The following is a 21010-nucleotide window of genomic DNA, read 5'->3' on the forward strand; positions in this document are numbered from 1 at the left end:
AAACCGGACAGCCCACCCGAACCGCGTTGCGATGTCGCAACCGATGGGCGAAATGGTCGCGGGCGGCATGGCGGCACGGGGGGCGTCGTGCTTGGATGACCCGCAAAGCGCAACCCCGAAAGGCAGCGAGGGCAGCATGTTCCTGTCGGTTTTCGACCTCTTCAAGGTCAGTGTCGGACCTTCATCCTCTCATACCATGGGGCCGATGATCGCGGCGGCGCGGTTCCTCGATTCGCTGCGCGCCCAGCCCTTCGCGGCGCATGGGGTCCGGGTCAGCCTGCATGGCAGCCTGGCCTTTACCGGCAAGGGGCACGCGACCGACCGCGCGACGATCCTGGGGCTGCAGGGCTTCACGCCCGAACGCATGGACCAGGACCGCGCCGAGGCGGCACTGGCCACGATCCGCGCCGAGCGCCGCCTGACGCCGCCCGACCTGCAGCCGCTGGCCTTCGATCCCGATGCCGATCTGCGCTTCGATTACGACACCCCCCTGCCCGGCCATACGAACGGCATGACCATCGCCGCGACCGATGCGCAGGGCGACGTGATCTTCCACCGCATCTACTATTCCATCGGGGGCGGCTTCGTCATGACGCCCGAGGAGCTGGAGCGGCGCGGCGACCAGGACCGCAGCGATGCCGCAAGCGCGGTCCCCTTTCCCTTCGCCACCGCCGCCGAGATGCTGCGGATGGCCGCGACATCGGGCAAGTCCATCGCCCGCATGAAGGAGGAGAACGAGCTGTGCTTCCGGTCCCGCACCGATCTGGCCGAGGGGCTGGACCGGATCTGGGCCACGATGTCGGACTGCCTGGACCGGGGGCTTGCGACCGAGGGCACGCTGCCCGGCGGGCTGAACGTGCGCCGCCGCGCCCCCGGCATCCACCGCGCGCTGCTAGACGAACGCGGCATGAACATGACCGCGCCCCATGTGGTGAACGACTGGATGTCCACCTATGCCATGGCCGTCAACGAGGAGAACGCCGCCGGCGGGCAGGTCGTGACCGCGCCCACGAACGGCGCGGCGGGCACCCTGCCGGCCGTCGTGAAATACTGGCTGGACCATGTGCCCGGCGCGTCCCTGCGCCTGCTGCCCGATTTCCTGCTGACCGCCGCCGCCGTGGGCGGGCTGATCAAGCACAACGCCTCGATCTCGGGGGCGGAATGCGGCTGCCAGGCCGAGGTGGGCAGCGCTAGCGCAATGGCCGCCGCAGGGCTGGCCGCCGTCCTTGGCGGCACCCCCACTCAGGTCGAGAACGCCGCCGAGATCGCGCTGGAACATCACCTGGGGATGACCTGCGACCCCGTGCGCGGCCTGGTGCAGGTGCCCTGCATCGAACGGAACGGGCTGGGGGCGATCAAGGCCGTCAGCGCCGCCAGCCTGGCGCTGCGCGGCGACGGCGATCACATCGTGCCGCTGGACGCCGCGATCGAGACCATGCGCCAGACCGGCCGCGACATGAGCGAGAAGTACAAGGAGACGTCCCTGGGCGGGCTGGCGGTCAACGTTCCGAACTGCTGAAAGCCGCCTGCGCAGGCCCCGAACGGGCGGCGGTGCTTGCCCAAGGGGGCCGCGATTGCTAACGCTGTCGTGACAGTGATCGATCCCGAAGAACAAAGGCCGGAACCCATGTCCCTGCGTCCCGCACCCGCGCGCCTCGCCCTTCTCGCCCTGATCGCCCTGCCGCTGGCAGGCTGCGACAGCGCCGCCATGACCGATCTGCGCCGCAATATCGGCATCGAGCAGCCCGAGCCCGAACCCGAGGAGCCGGCCAAGCCGCGCGCCCCCGCCGTCAGCCCGCTGGAACAGCCGATCGAGACCGGCGCCGAGGCCCCCCGCGTCATCCCCGGCGCCGAGCCGGTGACCTACAACGCCCGGGCCTTCATCGCCCGCGGCAACGAGCCCTTCTGGCGCGTGGACATCAGCGACGGCACCGCCACCTACAAGACCCCCGAGAACCAGGCCGGTCGCGGCATCTCGGTCAACCGCATCGTGTTTGCGGACGGCGTCGAATATGTGGGCGTGCTGGATGGCCGTCCCTTCGTGGTGAACCTGCGCGCGCAGGAATGCCAGGACACGATGGCCGACGAGAAATTCCCGCTGACCGCCAGCCTGACCGTTCGCGGTCAGAAGCTGTCGGGCTGCGGCCAGACCGCAACCGTGACCACCCAGACCGCCGAGACGGAAGCCGAGGCGACCGAGGGCTGAGCCCCCGCCCCCCAAGGGAAAGGACCCACCACCATGCGCCGCTCGCGCCTGACACGCCATCTGATGGCCACCGCCCTGCCCGCGGCCCTGCTTCTGGGCTCGGGGACGGGAACAGCCGTCGCGGACCCGCTGATCGCGCGGAACATGTCGACCTATGGCCTGCCGGGCGGCATCGACACGCCCACCGCCGAGACGCTGCCGGACGGCACCCTTGGCGCGACGGTGTCCTGGTCGGACTATGCCCGCCGCGGCAACATCTTCTTCCAGGCGCTGCCGGGCCTGACGGCCGTGCTGCGCTATGGCCGCGTGGACGGGATCAACGACTACCGGAACGAGGGCTATATCTCGGACCGCTCGCTGGACCTGCGATACCAGGTGCTGGAGGAGGACGGCTGGCGTCCCGCCGTGGCGGTGGGCCTGCAGGACTTCCTGGGGACCGGCGTCTATTCCGGCGAATACGTCGTGGCGACCAAGACGATCACGCCGCGCATCCGCGTCTCGGCGGGTCTGGGCTGGGGCGTGCTTGCGGGCAATCCGCGCACCATCGATGTCGGCGACGAGGGCGGCACCCCGAACGTGGACCAGTGGTTCAGCGGCAGCCCGAAGCCCTTCGCCTCGGTCAGCTGGCAGGCCACCGACAAGCTGAACCTGATCGCGGAATATTCGAACGACGAATATGTCGCGAACTACAGCAACGGCAACAGCTTCCAGCAGGGCGAGGAACCGGGCAGCAGCCTGAACCTGGCCGCGAACTATCGCATCGGGCGCAACTACGAGGCCGGCCTCTATACCATCGGCGGCGAGACGATCGGCGCGACCTTCACAATCGCGCTGAACCCGCGCGAGGCCGCCTATCCTTCCGGGCTGGAAAAGGCCCCCGCGCCCGTGCGTCCGCGCCCCTCGCCCGCGGCGGATCCCGAAGGCTGGTCCGGCAGCTGGTCGCAGGACCCGACCGCCCAGCCCGCCATCCAGAAGGCGCTTGGCGACGCGTTGGCCGACGAGGGCCAGACGCTCGAGAGCATGGGCCTGAGCGCGACCCGCGCCGAGGTTCGCATCCGCAACACCCGCTTTATCAACCAGGCCGAGGCCGTGGGCCGCACCGCGCGCCTGATGACCCGCGCCCTGCCCCCTTCGGTCGAGACCTTCGCGATCACCTCGACCGCGAACGGGATGCCGACCTCGACCGTGGTGCTGCGCCGGTCCGATGTCGAGCGGCTGGAGAATACTGAGGCCGGGCAGATCGCCGCCGCCTCGCAGCTGGTCGATGCGCCGCGCAGCGCGCCGGGGCTGGTCACCACGCCCGGCGTCACGCCGCGCTTCCGCTGGTCGATCAAGCCCTATGTCGATCTGGGCATCTTCAGCGCCGAGGACGGCCTGACCCACGAGGTCGGCGCCGAGGCCCGCGCCAGCTACGAGATCACGCCGGGCCTGATCGTGACGGGTGCCATCCGCCAGCGCGCCTTCGGTGATATCGGCCAGCGCGGCCCCGGCATCCCGGGCGAGCGCGGCGAATACTACACCCCCGAGGAATACGAAGCCGACGCGTCGCTGGAAACCACGCCCGAGGGCGTGCCGCGCGTGCGTTCGGACACGCGCATGTACACGGGCAATACCAGCCCGGTGATCCCGGAACTGACCCTTGCGTGGTACGAGAAGCCCACCGACACGGTCTATACCCGCGTCACCACGGGCCTTCTGGAACGCGCCTATGGCGGCGTCTCCGCCGAGGCCCTGTGGAAGCCCGCCAATTCGCAGCTGGCCATCGGGGCCGAGGTGAACCACGTCAGGAAGCGCGATTTCGACCAGCTGTTCGACTTCCGCGACTACGAGGTCACGATGGGCCATGTCTCGGCCTATTACGAGTTCACGGAAGGCTTCACCGGCCAGCTGTCGGTCGGCAAGTACCTTGCGGGCGATGTCGGCGCGACCGTCGCGCTGCAGCGCGAATTCGCGAATGGCTGGCGCATCGGCGCCTATGCCACCAAGACCGACCTGTCGGCCGAGGAATTCGGCGAGGGCAGCTTCGACAAGGGCATCACCCTGTCGATCCCGCTCGGCTGGGCGACTGGCGAGGCCAGCCGCGACCGCGTCTCGACCGACCTGCGGTCGCTGTCGCGCGACGGCGGTGCGCAGCTGAACGTGAACGGGCGGCTCTATGACCGTGTGCGCGAGGCGCAGACCGTCGATCTGTATGAAGGCTGGGGGAGGTTCTGGCGATGATCCGTGCAGTCAAGCTGACGATGGCCGCGACCGCGCTGGCGGGGCTGGCGGCCTGCGGGAACGACACCGCCGCGACCGGCCCCCTGGGCGTGCTGGCCCAGACCGCGGGCCAGGTCGTGGCCGAACGGCGCGCGGAACCCGCAGCGCCCGCCAAGACCCCGGCCCAGGCCGCGGCCGAGGCGCTGCGCGTCAACCAGGGCCCGCTGATCCAGGCGGGCTTCGAGAACCTTGGCCGCACGCAGGTCATGGCGCTGACGGGCCAGAACGGCGCGATGCGCACCTACATGACCCCGTCCGAGGAAGCGCTGATCATCCGCGACGGGCTTCTGGTCGGCACGCGGGGCCTGGGCAACGACCTGTCCGTGGCCGAGGTCGGCACCGCCGCCGCGATCCGTGCGGGCTCCGGTTCGGGCACGCGGGTCATGCGCTATTTCTCGGGTGACGGGCTGGAACGCCCGCTGCGGTTCGATTGCACCGTGGGCGCGGGTCCGCAGCCCGGCGTCACGGTCGAGAACTGCGAGGGGCACGGCGTGACCTTCCAGAACAGCTATGGCGCGCAGGGTGCGGTGTCGCGCCAGTGGATCGGCCCCGCGGCGGGGTATGTGACCATCCAGACCCTGCGGCCCTGAACCTTCGTCAGAAACGCGAAAACCGGCCCCTGCGGGGGCCGGTTTTTTCGTGCGCACTGCCCGACGCAAGGGGCGCGGCGCAAAGGAAAAGGGGGCCGGCACAAGGCCAGCCCCCCTTGAAACAGACCGGAAGAACCGATCCGTTCCGAAATCAGCTGTCGTCGTCGTCCGAAGCGACTGCGGCGATGACGCCCAGCAGCAGCAGAGCCGGAACCACCAGGCCGGCGTTCGACGAAGCAGCCTGCTCCTCGACGACGACGGGCTCGACTTCAACGACGGGGGCGACGTAGCCACCGGCCAGAGCCGAAGTTGCGGTCAGGCCGAGAGCGGCAGCGAAAGTAGCGAATTTGGTCATGATCATGCTCCGTTTCGGTTGAAAGCTGCCGTCACCGGCAACATCGCTGCGACAGTTACACAAACCCGATGAGTTGAAAAGCAGCATTGAATTCCTCACTCGGTCGGGTCGCGGTCACTGTTGCATATTGGCCAACACCCATTTCGGGCCCTTGTTCCCGATCCCGCAAACCCCGGGAAAAACTGTGACTTTTCGGCACTAACCCCGGCGAAAGCCCTGCGAGAGCAGGAAAAATATCGCAGCCGCCGCAACTATCGACGGACCTGCCGGAGTGTCGAGTCGCAGGCTGGCCCACAGCCCCGACAGGACCGACAGCGCCGCCAGCACCGCCGCGACGGCGGCCATCCGCTCAGGGGTGCGTGCCCATATGCGGGCAGCCGCCGCCGGGACAATCAGCATTGCCGAGATCAGCAGCGATCCGACGACGCGAATCGCAAGCGCCACGACGATGGCCAGTGCGATGGACAGGATCAGCCTTTCGGTGCGCGGATCGATGCCCGCGGCCATGGCCAGTTCCTCGTTCAGGGTCGATGTAAGAAGCCGCTGCCAGCGCCAGGCCAGCATGAAGGTGACCAGCAGCGCGCCCGACCAGATCAGCGCCAGGTCCAGCTTGCCCACCGCAAGGATATCCCCGAACAGATAGCTGGAAAGATCGGTGCGCGCCGCAGGCACGAAGCTGATCGCGACAAGCCCGAAGGCCAGCGCCGAATGCGACAGCACGCCCAGCATGGTGTCCATCGCCTGCCCCCGCGACACCAGCGCGGACACCACGACCGCCATCAGCCCCGCCACCGTCAGCGTCCCGACATAGATCGAGATGTCGAAGGCCAGCGCGACCGCCACGCCCAGGATGGCGGCATGGGCGGTCGAATCCCCGAAATAGGCCATGCGCCGCCAGACGACGAAGCTGCCCAGGGGACCCGCCACCAGCGCAAGGCCAAGCCCCGCCAGAACGGCGCGCATGAAGAAGTCGTCAAGCATTCGGGTGATGTCCGCAATCGGGGCCGTGGACATGCCCCACGGCGTCATGGTCGTGATCGTGACGGTGACGATAGAGCGCGAGCGTCCCCTCGGCCTCGGCGCCGAACAGCGCGCGGTATTCCGGGGCCGAGCTGACATGCTGGGGCGTGCCCTCGCAGCAGACATGCCCGTTCAGGCAGACCACGCGGTCGGAGGCGCGCATCACCACCAGCAGGTCGTGGCTGACCATCAGCACGGCGGCGCCCGTCTCGCGTCGCACCTCGTCGATGAGGCGATAGAAGGACAGGATCCCCGGCTGGTCCAGCCCCTGCGTCGGCTCGTCCAGCACCAGAAGATGCGGATCGTTCAGCAGGGCGCGCGCCAGAAGCACGCGCTGGAACTGGCCGCCCGACAATTGCGTCAGCTGACGGTTGCCAAGCCCCTCGACGCCGGTGCGGGCCAGCATCGCCTCGGCCTCGGCATCGGTGACGCGCTGCGGCAGCGACAGGAAGCGGCGCACGGTCATGGGGATCGCGGTATCCAGGTGCACCTTCTGCGGGACGTAGCCGATGCGCAGCCCCGGCATCCTGCGCACGTCGCCGCACGCCGTCGCCAGATGGCCCAGAAGCGCGCGGACCAGCGACGACTTGCCCGAGCCGTTCGGCCCGACCACCGTCACGATCTCGGACGGAAGGATGCGGAAATCGATATGGGACAGTACCGGCTCGTCGGTGCCGGGGCGGTGAACGGTGAGGCCCTGCGCCTCGATCAGGCTGTTCATCCGCGGTCCTCGGCACAGATGGCGCAGGTGCCGACGGCCTCGACCGTGACGCGGTCCACGGCAAAGCCCGACCCCGCCGCGACCTCGGCCAGCGCGGCGCGCATGGGGCCCGAGGGGACCTCGGCGATGCGGTCGCACCTGTCGCAGATCAGGAAGGCGGGCTGGTGTTCCTCGCCCGGGTGCAGGCAGGCGGCAAAGGCGTTCAGGCGCTGCAACCGGTGGGCCAGGCCGTGCTGCACCAGGAATTCCAGCGCGCGATAGGCGACGGGCGGCTGACGGCCGAACCCCTCGGCCGCAAGGCGATCCAGCACCTCGTAGGCGCCCATGGCGCGGTGGTTCTCCAGCAGGATCTCTAGCGTGCGGCGGCGGACGGGCGTCAGGCGCGCGCCCTCGGATGCCAGCCTTTCGGCGGCATCGGCCAGCGCGCGGGCGCTGCAATGGCTATGGTCGTGCGGCGCGAAGGCCGCGCCGATTCCGTCGGATGTCATGGGCACGCGATGCGGTCCGTCATGTTATGAAGTTACACTTGGCTTGACTTGTTATCCTGTAACATGGACAAGCCGCCAACCGCAACAAAGCCCGAAGGACGACCATGCGCCTTACTTTGACCGCGATGCTGTCGCTGACCGCCCTGCCCGCCCTTGCCGATCCCGGCCCGATCATGGTCGACCTGCCGCCCACCGGCGCGCTGGTCCGCGAGGTCGCGGGCGATCTGGCCGATGTCCAGGTGCTGCTGCCCGCCGGGTCGGGGGCGCATGACTACCAGATGCGGCCCTCGGACGCGCGCAGGCTGCAGGACGCGGCGCTGCTGGTCTGGATGGGCCCCTCGATGACCGGCTGGCTGGAGCGTCCGGCACAGAACATCGCCGCCGATGCCGCGCAGCTTCAGTTGCTGTCGGTCGAGGGAACGCATCTGCAGGACTTCGGCGGCACCGCCGGGGACCATGACGAGCATGAGCATGAGGATCACGACCACGATCACGAGGGGCATGATCACGATGATCATGGGCATGACGAACACGGCCACGAGGATCACGGGCACGACGACCACGAGGACGACGATCACGGGCACGAAGAACATGACCACGGCGACCACGAGGGGCACGACCACTCGGGCACCGATCCCCACGCCTGGCTGACCCCCGAGAACGCGGGCCCCTGGCTGGGCGCCATCGCCGACGCGCTGTCCGAGGCCGACCCCGAGAATGCCGCCACCTATCGCGCCAATGCCGAGGCCGCGGCCGCGCGGATCGAGACCGAGGCCGAGGATCTGCGCCAGCGCCTTGCCCCGCATGCCGACAAGGAATTCGTCGTCTTCCATGACGCCTACGGCTATTTCACCACCGCGTTCGGGCTTAAACCCGCGACCCCCGTGGCGCTCGGCGATGCGACCGCTCCCTCGGCGCAGCGCCTGGAGGAGGTCCGCCACCGGATCGAAGACACCGGCGCCGTCTGCGCCTTCCCCGAATACGCGCACGACCCGCGCCTGGTCGAAACCGTGATCGAGGGCACGGGCGTGCGGATGGGCGGCACGCTCAGCCCCGAAGGATCAACGGTCGAGGATGGCGGTTACATGGCCATCCTGACCGCGCTCGGCGACAGCCTGATCGAGTGTTTCGAGACCGAGTGACCTGATTTCACGACACGAAACGCCCGGCCCCCGCGCCGGGCGTTCTCTTTTGTCCGGATTCCCGACTCTTTTACTTTGACAATCCCGAACGAATTTGTCAGCTTTGGCAAAGATCAACCGCCACAGCAAAGGGCTGACCATGACCGCCACGCGTCCCGCAGATTTCGTCCGTCCCGGCAACACGCTTCTTTCGCGCCTGCCGCAACATGACGCCACCGAACTGACCGCTGGTGGAAACCAGGCCCTGATCGTCCTGGACGAGCAGGTCTATCAGCTGCGCATCACCCGTGCGGGCAAGCTGATCCTGACGAAGTGAAAAGGCCGGGCGATTGCCCGGCCCTTCGATATTCGATGCGACAAGCCGCTGCGGATCACCCGCGCGGCTTGTTGCCTTTCGGGCCACCCGAACGGGGACCGCCCGAGCGCGGGCCGCCGGAATGCTGGCTGCCGGAACGGGGCCCGCCGGAGCGGAACCCTTCGCCACGCGGACGGTCGCCCTGCGGCCTGTCACCGCGCGGTCCGTCATTGCGGGATTTGTTGGCCCAAGGCTTGTCCCCACGCGGCTTGTCGGCCCAGGGCTTGTCGCCGCGCGGCTTGTCGTTGCGGGGGCGGTCGTCGCGCGGACGGTCGCCATAGGAACGGTCGCCTGCGGGGCGGTCGCCACGGGGCCCCTTGCCGAACGGCTTGCCGCCGCGATCCTCTCCACGCGAATCGCCAAAGCTCTTGCGACCGAAGCCACCGGGCTTGCCCGGACGATCACCACGCGGACCATCGCCGCGGGGGCCTTCGCCACGCGGGCGGTCGCCATAGGAACGGGCACCTTCGGGGCGGTCGCCCTTGGGCTTGAAGGGTTTGCGGGCATCGCCGGGCTTGCCGCCGAAACGTGCGGGGCGGTCATCGCCGTCCTCGCGCTTGCGGAAATCGCCGCGATCGCCGCCGGGACGTCCCTTGAAGCGGGGCGAATCCCCATCCTTGCGGGGGCGGAAGCCGCCCTCGTCGCCATCGCGCTTGGCCCCGAAGCTGCGTGCGGGACGTTCACCGTCACCACGCGGGCGGAAGCCACCTTCACGACGCTCGCCCTCACCGCGCGGACGGAAGCCACCTTCGCGACGTTCGCCATCACCACGCGGGCGGAAGCCGCCCTTCTCGCCGCGGTTGTCCTCGGCACCACGCGGGCGCATTTCGCGCGGGCGCTCGTCGGGCTCGCCGGTCAGCAGGCCGCCCAGCTGGTCGCGCAGCACGCGGCGCTTGACCTCGGACACCTCGTTCTTTTCCAGGTTGCCCAGCTTGAACGGGCCGTAACCGACGCGGATCAGGCGGTTCACCTGCAGGCCGATATGCGACATCGCGCGGCGGATCTCGCGGTTCTTGCCCTCGCGGATGCCGACGGTCAGCCAGGCATTCGCGCCCTGCTGGCTGTCCAGCTTGATCTCCATCGGGGCGAAATCCTCGCCGTCGATGGTCACGCCACGACGCAGGGGCGCGAAGGTCAGGTCGTTCGGCGTGCCGTTGACCCGCACGCGATAGCGGCGCAGCCAGCCCGTGGCGGGCAGTTCCAGCCGGCGCTTAAGGTCGCCGTCATTGGTCAGCAGCAGCAGCCCCTCGGAGTTGAGGTCGAGGCGCCCCACGGTCATCACCCGCGGCAGGTCGCGCGGCAGCGCGTCGAAGACGGTCTGGCGACCCTTCTCGTCCGATTCGGAGGTCACGAGGCCAAGCGGCTTGTAATAGAGCCACATGCGCGTTTCCTGCGGGGCATCCATCTTCTTGCCGTCGATGGTCACGCGGTCGGTCGGCAGCACGTCCAGCGCGGGGCTGGCGATCTTCTCGCCGTTCACGGTGACACGGCCCTCGAGGATCATGCGCTCGGCCTCGCGGCGGCTGGCGACGCCTGCGCGCGCCATCACCTTGGCGATGCGTTCGGGGCTGTCCTTGCGGGGGGTCAGGTCTTCGGTCATGCGATCTCTCCTGCGCATCTCTGCGGTGGCAAAGGCGCAGCCATACGCGACCACGGGGCGGCTTGGGAAGCCCCATCTTGCGCATGGCTGGTCTTCGCGCGACAAGCATCCGATGACGCGATATCGCAGCCACATGGACCTGGCCCTGGCCGAGGCCCGCGCCGCAGCCCTGCGGGGCGAGGTGCCGGTCGGCGCGGTCGTGACCGACCCCGAAGGCCGCGTCGTCGCCAGCGCGGGCAATCGCTGCCGCGAACTGTCCGACCCCACCGCCCATGCCGAGATCCTGGCCATCCGCGCGGCCTGCGCGGCGCTCGGGTCGGAACGTCTGCCGGGGCACGACCTGTGGGTCACGCTGGAGCCTTGCCCGATGTGCGCGGGCGCCATCGCGGGCGCGCGGATCGCGCGGCTGTATTACGGCGCGGACGATGTGCGGATGGGCGGCGTCGCGCATGGGGCGCGGGTCTTCTCGCACCCGCAATGCCACCACCGCCCCGAGATCTATGACGGGATCGCGGCAGATCCGGCGCGCATCATCCTGCGCGAATTCTTCACCGCGCGGCGCTAGGGCCGAACCCGCTTGCAAGGGGCGGCGGGCTTGCCTATACCGATGCGCATGCGGGTGTAGCTCAATGGTAGAGCCGCAGCCTTCCAAGCTGAAGACGTGGGTTCGATTCCCATCACCCGCTCCAATCCCCCACCGGACCCACGCAGATCTCAGCGCCGCCTGACCAGCTGACGCTGTTCGCCAAGGCCCTCGATCCCAAGGCGCATCGTCTCGCCCCCGCGCAGGAAGCGGGGCGGCTTCATGCCCATGCCGACCCCCGGCGGGGTGCCCGTCGCGATCACGTCGCCCGGTTGCAGCGACATGCAGCGCGACAGATAGGCGACAAGCGTCCGCACCCCGAAGATCATCGTCGCGGTGGTGCCGTCCTGGTGGCGCTGGCCGTCGACCTCCAGCCACATCCTCAGCCGCTGCGGGTCGGGCACATCGTCCGTGGTCACCAGCCAGGGGCCGATCGGGCCGAAGCTGTCGAAGCCCTTGCCCTTGTCCCAGCTGCCGCCGCGTTCGGCCTGCCATTCGCGTTCCGAGATGTCGTTGACCACGCAATAGCCCGCGACATGGGACATCGCGCGGGCCTCGGGTATGTCGCGGCCGCCCTGCCCGATGACGAAGCCCAGCTCGACCTCCCAGTCGGTCTTGGCGGAGCCCGGCGGGATCTCGACATCGTCGTTCGGCCCCGAGATCGCGCTGGTGAACTTCGAGAACAGGATCGGCTCGGACGGGATCTCCATTCCGGCCTCGGCGGCGTGATCGGCATAGTTCAGGCCGATGCCGATGAACTTGCCCACCCGTCCCACGCAGGGGCCCAGCCGCGTCGCGGGATCGACCACCGGCAGGGACAGCGGGTCCAGCGCCGCGATCCGCCCCAGGCCGTCCGGGGTCAGGACGTCGCCCGCGATGTCGTCGACATGCGCGGACAGGTCGCGGATATTGCCCGCATCGTCCAGAAGTCCCGGTTTTTCCTGCCCCTTCGGGCCGTGACGCAGCAGCTTCATCGCAATCCCCCTGTTCAGTCGGGCGCAGTCTTGTCACAGGTTGACGCAGTGTAAAGTGCACATAATGAAAAAGAGGCGCCCCGCGACGGGACGCCCCTTTTCTTTGCCTGTCCGGCGGGCCTCAGCCGCGAAGGGTCGCGCCGGTGGCCTTCTGGACCTTCTCGACGATCTTGGCGCTTACGGCCTCGATATCGGCATCGGTCAGCGTCTTGTCGCGCGGCTGAAGGCGCGCGGTGATGCCGATGGACTTGCGGCCATCGTCCAGCCCGGTGAACTGGTCGAAGACCGCCACGCTGTCGATCAGCGCCTTGTCGGCACCCGCGGCGGCATTGACCAGGGTCAGCGCCTCGACCTGCGGATCGACCACGAAGGCGAAGTCGCGTTCCACCGCCTGCAGCTCGGACGCCTGCAGCGCGGGGCGGGTCGTCGTCCGCGCCTTGGGGAAGGGCACGGCGGCGATGCGGACGGTGAAGGCGACCGCGGGGCCCTTCACGTCCATTGCCTTGAGGATGCGGGGATGCACCTCGCCGAAGGTGGCCAGCACGTTCGGACCAAGTGCCACGTTGCCCGCGCGGCCCGGATGCCACCAGCCGTCCAGCTTGCGGTTGATCTGCACGCGGGCCGGAGCGCCGATGGCCTCGAGCACGGCCTCGGCATCGGCCTTGGCGTCATACAGATCGACCTTGCGGCGCGTGCCGAAGGGATCGCGCGGCCCGGTCGAGCCGACCAGCAGGCCCGACAACTGCATCGCCTGATCGCCGGGTTCGCCGCCGCTGAAGACGGGGCCAAGCTCGAACAGGGCCAGGTCCGCGAAACCGCGCGCCTGGTTCCGGGCGGCCGCGGCCAGCAGGCCCGGCAGCAGGTCGGGCCGCAGATGCGTCATCTCGCTGCTGATCGGGTTCTCGATCCGCAGCGCGTCGGTGCCGCCGCCGAACAGCGCGGCCGATGCCTGGTCGATGAAGCTGTAGGTCACGCATTCGTTGTAGCCGAGGGATGCCGCCATGCGCCGCGCGGTCTTCTCGCGCATCTGCAGGGGCGTCAGGACGGGGCGCGGAACGCCCGCCTGCGGACGCGGCAGGGGCTTGCCCTCAAGCCGCGTCAGGCTGGCGATGCGGGCGATCTCCTCGACCAGGTCGGCCTCGCCCAGGACGTCGGGGCGCCAGGACGGGACATGGGCCATCTCGCCCTCCATCCGGAAGCCCAGGGCCTGCAGCGTGGCGCGCTGCGTGTCCTCGGGAATGTCCATGCCGACAAGGCGCGAGGTGCGCGACGGGTCCAGCCGATAGGCGCGCGAGGTGTCAGGCAGCGCGCCCGCGGCCACCACCTCGGACGGGGTGCCGCCGCACAGATCCATCACCATGCGGGTCGCCAGGTCCAGCCCCGGCAGGGTGGATGCCGGATCGATCCCGCGTTCGAAGCGATAGCGCGCATCGCTGAGGATCTTCATGGCGCGGCCCGTGGTCGCGATGGCGATCGGGTCGAAATAGGCGGCCTCGATGAACACGTCCACGGTGTCGTCGGACGAACCCGACGCCAGACCGCCCATGATGCCCGCGATGCTCTCGGGGCCGTTCTCGTCGCAGATGACGACGGCGCCCTCGGGCAGAACATAAGTCTTCTCGTCCAGCGCCTCGATCCGGTCACCCGCGCGGGCGGCGCGCAGGGTCAGGTCGCCCGCGACCTTGGCGGCGTCGAAGACGTGCAGCGGGCGGTTCAGGTCGAAGGTGAAGAAGTTGGTGATGTCCACCAGCGCGCTGATCGGGCGCAGGCCGATGGCGCGCAGGCGCTTCTGCAGCCATTCCGGCGACGGGCCGTTCTTCACGCCACGCACCACGCGACCCGCGAAGAAGGGCGCCTTGCCCGCGACGTCCGGCGCGATGGTCACGCCGACGGGGCACGGGAACTGCCCTTGGATCTCGGCCTCGGGGGCGGGCTTCAGCGCGCCCAGCCCGCGGGCTGCCAGATCGCGGGCCACGCCGCGAACGCCAAGCGCGTCGGGGCGGTTCGGCGTGATCTTGATGTGGATCATCGGGTCGATCTTGTCCGGCGCGTTCTCGGCCAGCCAGTCGACATAGCGCTGCCCGACCTCGCCCGAGGGCAGCTCGATGATGCCCTCGTGCTCGTCCGACAGCTCCAGCTCGCGCTCGGAGGCCATCATGCCGTGGCTCTCGATGCCGCGGATCTTGCCGACGCCAAGGGTCACGTCGATGCCGGGGACGTAATCGCCGGGCTTGGCCAGCACGACCGTGATCCCCGCACGCGCGTTGGGCGCGCCGCAGACGATCTGCTTCTCGCCCTCGTCGGTGGTGACGCGGCAGACGCGCAGGCGGTCGGCATCGGGGTGCTGCTCGGCATGGTCCACCCGCGCCAGCGTGAAGCTGCCCAGCTTGGCTGCCGGGTCGCGGACGTCCTCGACCTCGAGGCCCAGATCGGTCAGCGCCTCGACGATCTCGTCGAGGGTGGCGGAGGTGTCGAGATGCTCCTTGAGCCAGGAGAGGGTGAACTTCATGGCGCTCGCTTTCGGTTCCTGCCCGCGCGGGCGCGCGGGAATGGCATTTCATGGCCTTGAACCGTGCAAGGCGCTGCGGGTCAAGTCGCAAGCGCGGATTTCCCGCGTCCCGGCGGGGTTGTGAGCCGGGAAAAGGGGTGCTTAGGTGCATCCGAATTCACGATTGAAGGTGTCCCGATGGTCCGTCACATCCCCCTTGGCGTCGCGCTGGTCGCGGCGATGGCCCCCGCCCTGCCCGCTTCCGCGCAGGACGCCGCCGCAGAACCCCAGACCTTCACCTGCGCGGGTCAGCCCGCCGAATGGCTGGGCGGCACGCGCGAAGGCAGCGACATCGCGACCGCGGATGCGGCCATCGCGCTGACCATGACGACCCGGACCGGCCAGCACCCCCACGCGGCCTTCACCGTGACCGGCGACGCGCAGCAGATCCGGCTGGAGGCCGCGTCGGACGGCGATCCGATGCTGCGCCTGCAGACCCCCGACGGCACCCAGATCGACGAGAACGACGACGCGGCGGGCACGCTCAATTCCCGGATCGAGACGCAGCTGGCGCCGGGCGACTACTGCGTGCAGCTGATCCCCGTCGGCAACGAGGACATGACCGCGCAGGTCCAGCTGGGCACCGCCGACATGGAGCCGCTGCTGGCCGACCCCGAGGACCTGGCGATCGCCGCCTGCACGCCCCAGACCGAGGCGACGCCCCTTGCCGAAGCCCCGCTGGCAGCCGCCCTGCCCGCCCGGACCGAGGCCCCGGCCAGCGTCACCTATCACCGCTTCACGCTGGACCAGCCCACGGGCCTGACCCTGCGCGCGACCAGCGAGCAGCTGGACCCGAACATGGTTCTGTTCGACGGCACCGGCCGCAAGATCGCCGAGAACGACGATGCGGACGGGCTGAACTCGCGGCTTGATTTCCCCAACGGGCTGATGGCGGGCGATTATTGCCTGGGCGTCGCGCCGCTGTCTGCGGGCAGCGGCAGCATCGCGGTCCTGGCCGAGGCGCTTGATCGCGACACCTACCTGGCCGGGGCCTATGCAAGGGGCGAGATCGCGCCGACCGCCGATGGCAGCTATCCGATGCAGGCGCTGGAATTCCCCCGCGACCGCGAGACGGTCGTGCTGCAGGACGGCACCGCGCAATGGCTGACCTTCACGCTGGAGGAGGAGACGATGGTCGTCGTCAACGCCTATGGCATGATGACCGGCGTGGACACCAACCTTGCGCTGTTCGGGCCGGGCGGGGCCGCGCTGGAACAGAACGACGACCACGGCGAGGGCACCGATTCGCAGCTGGGTCCGGTACTGCTGCAGCCCGGCCTCTATCGCCTTGCGCTGACCGATATCGGGCGCGACGAACAGGGCGCGGTGCGGCCCGTCACGCTGACCTTCGACCGTTTCCTGCGGGCCGAGTAAGCGCGTGATCCCCGGTGCCGGCCTTGTCTGGCCGGCATCCGCCCCCATCTTTGTCTGCACGAACAGACATAGGGAAAGCCATGGACACGCAACGGGAACTGCTGATCGAACAACGCGTCGCGAATGACGCAAGATCGCCGGTGGTCGCCTATCTGCTGCTGATCTTCCTGTGGGGCTTCGGCGTGCACCGCATGTATCTGGGCCGCTGGATGAGCGGGCTGATCATGCTGGTCACCTGGCTGCTGGGCTGGCTGATGACGCCCATCCTGATCGGCTGGATCCCGATCGCCTTCGTCGCGCTGTGGTGCGTGATCGACCTGTTCCTGATCCCCGGCATGATCCGCGCCGACAAGGACGACACCCGCCGCAGGCTGGCGGTCTGACGGCTACTCGGCCCGGTCGGCCAGCTCGTCGGTCTTGCCCATGCGATACAGCTTCACCTCGCGCCACAGGCGCAGGGTGGGCTTCACGCAGAACAGGACCGAGCCGATGGTGAAGAACCAGGTCGCCGTGAAGGTCCAGCTGTCGAAGAAGAACATGATCGACCCGACAAGAAAGCAGATCGCCGCGCCGAAATCGACGAAGGTATGGGCCAGCTCGACCTGGGCATAGAGCCTGCGCGAGGCATGGGACGCCTCGCGACGGTGATGCCTGAACGCGCCGGCCCAGAAGCTCATTTGCTCAGACCGCCTGCGATCGAGGGCATGTCGCCCGCGGCAAAGCCGTAATGGCGCAGCCAGCGCAGGTCGCTTTCGAAGAAGGCGCGCAGGTCGGGGATGCCGTATTTCAGCATGGCGATCCGGTCGATGCCCACGCCGAAGGCGAAGCCCTGCCACTGGTCGGGATCGATCCCCGCAGCGCGCAGCACGTTGGGATGGACCATGCCCGAGCCCAGGATCTCCAGCCAGGAATTGCCCTGCCCGATCTTCAGCTGGCCGCCTTCCCAGGAACAGCGGATGTCCACTTCGGCCGAGGGTTCGGTGAAGGGGAAGTGGCTGGCGCGGAAGCGCAGCTCGACCTCGTCCACCTCGAAGAAGGCGCGGCAGAATTCCTCCAGCGTCCATTTCAGCTGGGCCATGCTGATGTCGCGCCCGATGGCCAGACCCTCGATCTGGTGGAACATCGGCGTATGCGTCTGGTCCATGTCCATGCGATAGACACGGCCCGGTGCGATCACGCGGATCGGCGCGCCCTGTTCCTTCATCGCGCGGATCTGCACGGGGCTGGTATGGGTGCGCAGCACATGCGGCGGGCGGTCGTCGCCCGGCTCGCGATGCATGAAGAAGGTGTCGTGTTCCTGGCGCGCGGGATGTTCGGGCGCGATGTTCAGCGCGTCGAAATTGTACCAGTCGCTCTCGACCTGCGGGCCTTCGGCCACGGCAAAGCCCATGTCGGCGAAGATCGCGGTGATTTCTTCCGTGACCTGGCTGATGGGGTGGATGGTGCCTTGGCGGCGCGGGCGACCCGGCAGGGTCACGTCCAGCCATTCGTCCTTCAGCCGCGCATCCAGCGCCGCGTCTTCCAGCGCAAGCTTGCGGGTGCGCAGGGCGGCGTCGATCTCGTCGCGCAGCTCGTTCAGGGCGCGGCCGGTGGTCTGACGCTCTTCGGGCGTCATCTTGCCCAGCTCTCGCATCTTCAGGCTGATCTCGCCCTTCTTGCCGAGGGCGGCAAGACGCACTTCCTCGATCTGGGCAGGATCGGCGGCACCGGCGATACGGTCGAGCCAAGTCTGGCGAAGGGGGTTCAGATCATCCATCGAGGGGCCTCATTCCAGTCGGCCCTCGGTTAGCATGGGTGCGCGCGCGGGGAAAGCCTGTCCGCCCCCCGCGCGCGCCGTTCTTCAGTTCCAGATGTCGCGCGTCACGCCGGGCGCGATGCCGGGGTGCTTCTCGATGTGGAACTCGGGTTCCTGCCCCGCCTTGCGCTGGCGCAGGTAGTCGCGCGTGACATGCACGACCGTCCCCGACAGCAGCACGATGGCGATCAGGTTGATCGTGGCCATCAGGCCCATGCTGGCATCCGCGAAGTTGAACACGGTCGAGACGGCCTGAAGCGCGCCCCAGACGACCATGCCCAGAACGGCGATCCGCAGCACCATGATCCCCGACTTGCCCGCACCCAGGAAGACCAGCGCGTTCTCGGCATAGGAGTAGTTGCCGATGATCGAGGTGAAGGCGAAGAAGAAGATCGCGATCGCGACGAAGATGTGGCCGAAGCCGCCGAAATGGTCGGCCAGCGCCGCCTGCGTCAGGTTCACGCCCGTCAGCTCGGACGAGGGCATGACGTCGGCCAGCAGGATCATCACCGCCGTCGCGGTGCAGACCAGGATGGTGTCGATGAAGACGCCCAGTGCCTGCACGAAGCCCTGGCTGGAGGGGTGGTGCGGATCCGGCACGGCAACTGCCGCGATGTTCGGGGCCGAGCCCATGCCGGCCTCGTTCGAGAAGAGCCCGCGCTTGATGCCGTTCATCATCGCGGCCATGACGCCGCCGGTGACGCCGCCCACCGCTTCCTGCAGGCCGAAGGCCGATTTCACGATGCCGGTCAGGATGCCCGGAACCGCGCCGATATTCATCACCAGCACGATGACGGCGGCCAGCAGGTACAGGCCCGCCATGATCGGGACGATCAGCTGCGCGGTGCGCGCGATCTGCGGGATGCCCCCGAAGATGATCAGGCCCGACAGCGCGGCCACGAAGATGCCGACGGCCAGCGTGCTGACGCCGAACGACCCCTCGACCGCCTGCGCGATCGAATTGGCCTGGACCGCGTTGAAGACCAGACCGAAGGACACGATCAGCGCGACCGAGAACAGCGCCGCCATCCAGTTCTGGCCAAGGCCGCGGGCGATGTAATATGCGGGACCGCCGCGATACATGCCCTGCCCGTCACGCACCTTGTAGAGCTGCGCCAGAAGGCTTTCGGAATAGGCGGTGGCCATGCCGACCAGCGCGACCATCCACATCCAGAAGATGGCGCCCGGGCCGCCCAGGGTCAGCGCGACCGCGACGCCTGCGATATTGCCCGTGCCCACGCGGCTTGCCAGCGACACCGCCAGCGCCTGGAACGGCGAGATGCCCGCCCGGTCGACCTCGCCCGAGCCCTTCACGCAGCGCCACATCTCGCGGAAATGCAGGAATTGGACGAAGCCCAGGCGGATGGTGAAGTAGATGCCGACGGCCAGCAGACCGTAGATCAGCACATAGCCCCAGAAGATGTTGTTCAGAAAATCGATGATGGCGTCCATGCCGCCCCTCCTCTGCCGAGATATGAGGCAGTCCTTAACAGGGTCGTGAGCGATGGCAAGTCCGGGGACCCGCGATCAGCGGGGTCGGGCCGTCAGCCAGACGCCGCCCTCGGGGCGCAGGGTCAGGATCATCCGGGGCCTGGGATCGCGGCCCGGCACGCGGCGGAAACGGAAGCGCGACAGCAGCGTCGCCAGGATGATCACGGCCTCCTGCATCGCGAAGCTGGCACCGATGCAGATGCGCGGCCCCGCGCCGAAGGGCAGAAAGGCATAGCGGTCAGGGGTTTGCAGGAAGCGGTCGGGATCGAACCCGTCGGGGCGGTCCCACAGCAGGTGGTGACGGTGCAGCGCATAGATCGGCAGGATGACCGTGTCGCCGGGGCGCACCTCGCGGCCGCAAAGGCGGTCCGCCGCCTGCGCGGTGCGTGACAGGAAGGCCGCCGGCGGATAAAGGCGCAGCGTCTCGTTGACGATGCGCGTCGTGACGGGAAGATGCGCGACATCCGCCGCGGTGGCCGCGCGCCCCTGCAGGAGGGCCTGCGACTCGGCCGCCGCGCGTTCCTGCCAGTCGGGGTCGAAGGCCATCAGATACAGCGCCCAGGCCAGCGTCAGGGCCGTCGTCTCGTGGCCCGCGACGATGAAGGTCAGCAGGTTGTCGCGCAGCTCGTCGCGGTTCATCGCGCGACCGGTCTCGGGGTCGGACGCGCCCAGCAGCAGGTCCAGAAGGTCCGGCACCCCGACATGCGGACGCTCGGCCCGGGTCGCGATGGCCCGGTCCGCGATGGCCTTCATCCGCTTCAGCCCCGGCCCCGCGAACAGCCGCCCCGGACGCGGCAGCCATGCGGGCAGCCCCATCACGTCCATCAGCGACACCTTGGCCGTCTGCGCGATATAGGCGTCGATTGCCTGATGCACGCCGTCGCGGTCGAACGCGCCCTCGCCGCCCGAGAAGGTCACGTCCGAGATCACCTCGAAGGTGGCGGCCACCGTCTCCTCGAAGATGTCCAGCGCGCCCTGGGCGGCGGCGATGCGGCGGCAGGACGCCTCGGCCGCGGCGGTCATCACGGGGGCCAGCGCCTCGACGTTGCGGCTGGAAAAGGCGGGGGCCGCGGCGCGGCGCTGCCAGCGCCAATGCGCGCCCTCGGCCACGAACAGGCTGTCGCCGATGGCCGGTTCCAGGATCAGCTTGGTCGTGGTGGATTTCGGGTAATCCTCGACCCGTTCCTTGAACCGCTCCGGGTTTGCCGGAGGCTCCAACTCCTGAGTAGGATGGAGCATCATGAGCAAGACGACGAACAAATTTTCCCCCGAAGTGCGTGAGCGTGCGGTGCGCTTGGTCCTCGACAATGAGGGCCAGCATGGATCGCGCTGGCAGGCCGTCATGTCGATTTCCGCAAAGATCGGCTGTGCGCCCCAGACCTTGAACGAGTGGATCAAGAAGGCCGAGGTCGACAGCGGCAAGCGGGCTGGCATCCCGACCGACATGACCGAGAAGATGAAGGCGCTGGAACGGGAGAACCGGGAGCTGCGTCAGGCAAACGAGATCCT

The 21010-nt window shown here is 68.6% G+C and carries 21 protein-coding genes and 1 tRNA gene; 11 read left to right on the plus strand and 11 right to left on the minus strand.

The window, feature by feature from the left end:
- Positions 1 to 136: 136 nt before the first annotated feature.
- The 4 genes from F804_RS0104785 to F804_RS0104800 all read left to right on the plus strand — a co-directional run bounded on the left by F804_RS0104785 (position 137) and on the right by F804_RS0104800 (position 5055).
- Positions 137 to 1519, plus strand: coding sequence for an L-serine ammonia-lyase (locus F804_RS0104785; RefSeq protein WP_022706612.1), 1383 nt, complete (start codon positions 137 to 139; stop codon positions 1517 to 1519).
- 108 nt (positions 1520 to 1627) lie between these two features.
- Positions 1628 to 2206, plus strand: a complete 579-nt coding sequence (locus tag F804_RS15650; RefSeq protein ID WP_022706613.1) for a COG3650 family protein — start codon at positions 1628 to 1630, stop codon at positions 2204 to 2206.
- A gap of 33 nt (positions 2207 to 2239) precedes the next feature.
- The gene (locus tag F804_RS0104795) at positions 2240 to 4426 is read left to right on the plus strand and encodes a YjbH domain-containing protein (RefSeq protein ID WP_022706614.1); all 2187 of its coding nucleotides are present in this window, start codon (positions 2240 to 2242) and stop codon (positions 4424 to 4426) included.
- Positions 4423 to 5055 (plus strand): YjbF family lipoprotein, encoded by a 633-nt coding sequence (locus F804_RS0104800; RefSeq protein ID WP_022706615.1) that lies wholly within the window; start codon positions 4423 to 4425, stop codon positions 5053 to 5055. The genes F804_RS0104795 and F804_RS0104800 overlap by 4 nt, the downstream gene beginning before the upstream one ends.
- Positions 5056 to 5206: 151 nt before the next feature.
- On the opposite strand, the gene F804_RS0104805 is transcribed toward F804_RS0104800, so the two are convergent.
- The 4 genes from F804_RS0104805 to F804_RS0104820 all read right to left on the minus strand — a co-directional run bounded on the left by F804_RS0104805 (position 5207) and on the right by F804_RS0104820 (position 7639).
- Positions 5207 to 5497, minus strand: a complete 291-nt coding sequence (locus F804_RS0104805; RefSeq protein WP_371822299.1) for a hypothetical protein — start codon at positions 5495 to 5497, stop codon at positions 5207 to 5209.
- Between the two features lie 111 nt (positions 5498 to 5608).
- Positions 5609 to 6391, minus strand: a complete 783-nt coding sequence (locus tag F804_RS0104810; RefSeq protein ID WP_022706617.1) for a metal ABC transporter permease — start codon at positions 6389 to 6391, stop codon at positions 5609 to 5611.
- Positions 6384 to 7151 carry an ATP-binding cassette domain-containing protein gene (locus F804_RS0104815; protein WP_022706618.1) on the minus strand — a complete coding sequence of 256 codons (768 nt, stop codon included), beginning with the start codon at positions 7149 to 7151 and terminating at the stop codon, positions 6384 to 6386. Before F804_RS0104815 ends, F804_RS0104810 begins: the two co-directional genes overlap by 8 nt.
- Positions 7148 to 7639 carry a Fur family transcriptional regulator gene (locus tag F804_RS0104820; protein ID WP_022706619.1) on the minus strand — a complete coding sequence of 164 codons (492 nt, stop codon included), beginning with the start codon at positions 7637 to 7639 and terminating at the stop codon, positions 7148 to 7150. The genes F804_RS0104815 and F804_RS0104820 overlap by 4 nt, the downstream gene beginning before the upstream one ends.
- A 104-nt stretch (positions 7640 to 7743) precedes the next feature.
- On the opposite strand from F804_RS0104820, the gene F804_RS0104825 reads away from it, so the two are divergent.
- Entirely contained in the window at positions 7744 to 8781 is a 1038-nt protein-coding gene (locus F804_RS0104825; RefSeq protein WP_028725627.1) for a zinc ABC transporter substrate-binding protein, read from the plus strand.
- Positions 8782 to 8920: 139 nt separating this feature from the next.
- Positions 8921 to 9097 carry a hemin uptake protein HemP gene (gene hemP / locus F804_RS15655; RefSeq protein ID WP_084686456.1) on the plus strand — a complete coding sequence of 59 codons (177 nt, stop codon included), beginning with the start codon at positions 8921 to 8923 and terminating at the stop codon, positions 9095 to 9097.
- A 55-nt stretch (positions 9098 to 9152) separates the two neighbouring features.
- On the opposite strand, the gene F804_RS15660 is transcribed toward hemP, so the two are convergent.
- Positions 9153 to 10736 (minus strand): pseudouridine synthase, encoded by a 1584-nt coding sequence (locus tag F804_RS15660; protein WP_022706622.1) that lies wholly within the window; start codon positions 10734 to 10736, stop codon positions 9153 to 9155.
- 112 nt (positions 10737 to 10848) lie between these two features.
- Here F804_RS15660 and F804_RS0104840 point away from each other — a divergent pair, with 112 nt between their 5' ends.
- Together F804_RS0104840 and F804_RS0104845 are read left to right on the plus strand one after the other, a co-directional pair.
- Positions 10849 to 11301, plus strand: coding sequence for a nucleoside deaminase (locus F804_RS0104840; RefSeq protein WP_022706623.1), 453 nt, complete (start codon positions 10849 to 10851; stop codon positions 11299 to 11301).
- A gap of 50 nt (positions 11302 to 11351) precedes the next feature.
- Positions 11352 to 11425, plus strand: a tRNA-Gly gene (locus tag F804_RS0104845).
- A 25-nt stretch (positions 11426 to 11450) separates the two neighbouring features.
- Here the strand turns inward: F804_RS0104845 and F804_RS0104850 are convergent.
- A complete protein-coding gene (locus F804_RS0104850) occupies positions 11451 to 12293 on the minus strand; it encodes a fumarylacetoacetate hydrolase family protein (protein ID WP_022706624.1) in 843 nt (280 codons plus the stop codon).
- Between the two features lie 121 nt (positions 12294 to 12414).
- Entirely contained in the window at positions 12415 to 14802 is a 2388-nt protein-coding gene (gene pheT, locus F804_RS0104855) for a phenylalanine--tRNA ligase subunit beta (RefSeq protein ID WP_022706625.1), read from the minus strand.
- A 177-nt stretch (positions 14803 to 14979) separates the two neighbouring features.
- Between pheT and F804_RS0104860 the strand changes: the two genes are divergently transcribed.
- Together F804_RS0104860 and F804_RS0104865 are read left to right on the plus strand one after the other, a co-directional pair.
- Entirely contained in the window at positions 14980 to 16215 is a 1236-nt protein-coding gene (locus tag F804_RS0104860) for a hypothetical protein (RefSeq protein WP_022706626.1), read from the plus strand.
- Positions 16216 to 16295: 80 nt separating this feature from the next.
- On the plus strand, positions 16296 to 16598 hold the full coding sequence (locus F804_RS0104865) for a TM2 domain-containing protein (protein WP_022706627.1): 303 nt from the start codon (positions 16296 to 16298) through the stop codon (positions 16596 to 16598).
- Between the two features lie 3 nt (positions 16599 to 16601).
- On the opposite strand, the gene F804_RS0104870 is transcribed toward F804_RS0104865, so the two are convergent.
- The 4 genes from F804_RS0104870 to F804_RS15665 all read right to left on the minus strand — a co-directional run bounded on the left by F804_RS0104870 (position 16602) and on the right by F804_RS15665 (position 20740).
- On the minus strand, positions 16602 to 16892 hold the full coding sequence (locus F804_RS0104870; RefSeq protein ID WP_022706628.1) for a YrhK family protein: 291 nt from the start codon (positions 16890 to 16892) through the stop codon (positions 16602 to 16604).
- Positions 16889 to 17971 carry a phenylalanine--tRNA ligase subunit alpha gene (pheS, locus tag F804_RS0104875; protein WP_022706629.1) on the minus strand — a complete coding sequence of 361 codons (1083 nt, stop codon included), beginning with the start codon at positions 17969 to 17971 and terminating at the stop codon, positions 16889 to 16891. The genes F804_RS0104870 and pheS overlap by 4 nt, the downstream gene beginning before the upstream one ends.
- Positions 17972 to 18055: 84 nt before the next feature.
- Entirely contained in the window at positions 18056 to 19462 is a 1407-nt protein-coding gene (locus tag F804_RS0104880) for an alanine/glycine:cation symporter family protein (protein WP_022706630.1), read from the minus strand.
- A gap of 75 nt (positions 19463 to 19537) precedes the next feature.
- Positions 19538 to 20740 (minus strand): cytochrome P450, encoded by a 1203-nt coding sequence (locus F804_RS15665; RefSeq protein ID WP_245540312.1) that lies wholly within the window; start codon positions 20738 to 20740, stop codon positions 19538 to 19540.
- Position 20741: 1 nt separating this feature from the next.
- On the opposite strand from F804_RS15665, the gene F804_RS15670 reads away from it, so the two are divergent.
- A partial coding sequence (locus F804_RS15670; protein ID WP_022706632.1) for a transposase occupies positions 20742 to 21010 on the plus strand: 269 nt, incomplete at its 3' end.

Origin of the sequence: Paracoccus zeaxanthinifaciens ATCC 21588 (genome assembly GCF_000420145.1) — a bacterium.
GTDB lineage: Bacteria > Pseudomonadota > Alphaproteobacteria > Rhodobacterales > Rhodobacteraceae > Paracoccus > Paracoccus zeaxanthinifaciens.

What these genes read in the sequence shown, in the direction of transcription:
- F804_RS0104785 (WP_022706612.1), top strand. Translation starts at nt 137, where the DNA reads ATGTTCCTGTCGGTTTTCGACCTCTTCAAGGTCAGTGTCGGACCTTCA.
- F804_RS15650 (WP_022706613.1), top strand. Translation starts at nt 1,628, where the DNA reads ATGTCCCTGCGTCCCGCACCCGCGCGCCTCGCCCTTCTCGCCCTGATC.
- F804_RS0104795 (WP_022706614.1), top strand. Translation starts at nt 2,240, where the DNA reads ATGCGCCGCTCGCGCCTGACACGCCATCTGATGGCCACCGCCCTGCCC.
- F804_RS0104800 (WP_022706615.1), top strand. Translation starts at nt 4,423, where the DNA reads ATGATCCGTGCAGTCAAGCTGACGATGGCCGCGACCGCGCTGGCGGGG.
- F804_RS0104805 (WP_371822299.1), bottom strand. Translation starts at nt 5,497, where the DNA reads ATGCTGCTTTTCAACTCATCGGGTTTGTGTAACTGTCGCAGCGATGTT.
- F804_RS0104810 (WP_022706617.1), bottom strand. Translation starts at nt 6,391, where the DNA reads ATGCTTGACGACTTCTTCATGCGCGCCGTTCTGGCGGGGCTTGGCCTT.
- F804_RS0104815 (WP_022706618.1), bottom strand. Translation starts at nt 7,151, where the DNA reads ATGAACAGCCTGATCGAGGCGCAGGGCCTCACCGTTCACCGCCCCGGC.
- F804_RS0104820 (WP_022706619.1), bottom strand. Translation starts at nt 7,639, where the DNA reads ATGACATCCGACGGAATCGGCGCGGCCTTCGCGCCGCACGACCATAGC.
- F804_RS0104825 (WP_028725627.1), top strand. Translation starts at nt 7,744, where the DNA reads ATGCGCCTTACTTTGACCGCGATGCTGTCGCTGACCGCCCTGCCCGCC.
- hemP (WP_084686456.1), top strand. Translation starts at nt 8,921, where the DNA reads ATGACCGCCACGCGTCCCGCAGATTTCGTCCGTCCCGGCAACACGCTT.
- F804_RS15660 (WP_022706622.1), bottom strand. Translation starts at nt 10,736, where the DNA reads ATGACCGAAGACCTGACCCCCCGCAAGGACAGCCCCGAACGCATCGCC.
- F804_RS0104840 (WP_022706623.1), top strand. Translation starts at nt 10,849, where the DNA reads ATGACGCGATATCGCAGCCACATGGACCTGGCCCTGGCCGAGGCCCGC.
- F804_RS0104850 (WP_022706624.1), bottom strand. Translation starts at nt 12,293, where the DNA reads ATGAAGCTGCTGCGTCACGGCCCGAAGGGGCAGGAAAAACCGGGACTT.
- pheT (WP_022706625.1), bottom strand. Translation starts at nt 14,802, where the DNA reads ATGAAGTTCACCCTCTCCTGGCTCAAGGAGCATCTCGACACCTCCGCC.
- F804_RS0104860 (WP_022706626.1), top strand. Translation starts at nt 14,980, where the DNA reads ATGGTCCGTCACATCCCCCTTGGCGTCGCGCTGGTCGCGGCGATGGCC.
- F804_RS0104865 (WP_022706627.1), top strand. Translation starts at nt 16,296, where the DNA reads ATGGACACGCAACGGGAACTGCTGATCGAACAACGCGTCGCGAATGAC.
- F804_RS0104870 (WP_022706628.1), bottom strand. Translation starts at nt 16,892, where the DNA reads ATGAGCTTCTGGGCCGGCGCGTTCAGGCATCACCGTCGCGAGGCGTCC.
- pheS (WP_022706629.1), bottom strand. Translation starts at nt 17,971, where the DNA reads ATGGATGATCTGAACCCCCTTCGCCAGACTTGGCTCGACCGTATCGCC.
- F804_RS0104880 (WP_022706630.1), bottom strand. Translation starts at nt 19,462, where the DNA reads ATGGACGCCATCATCGATTTTCTGAACAACATCTTCTGGGGCTATGTG.
- F804_RS15665 (WP_245540312.1), bottom strand. Translation starts at nt 20,740, where the DNA reads ATGCTCCATCCTACTCAGGAGTTGGAGCCTCCGGCAAACCCGGAGCGG.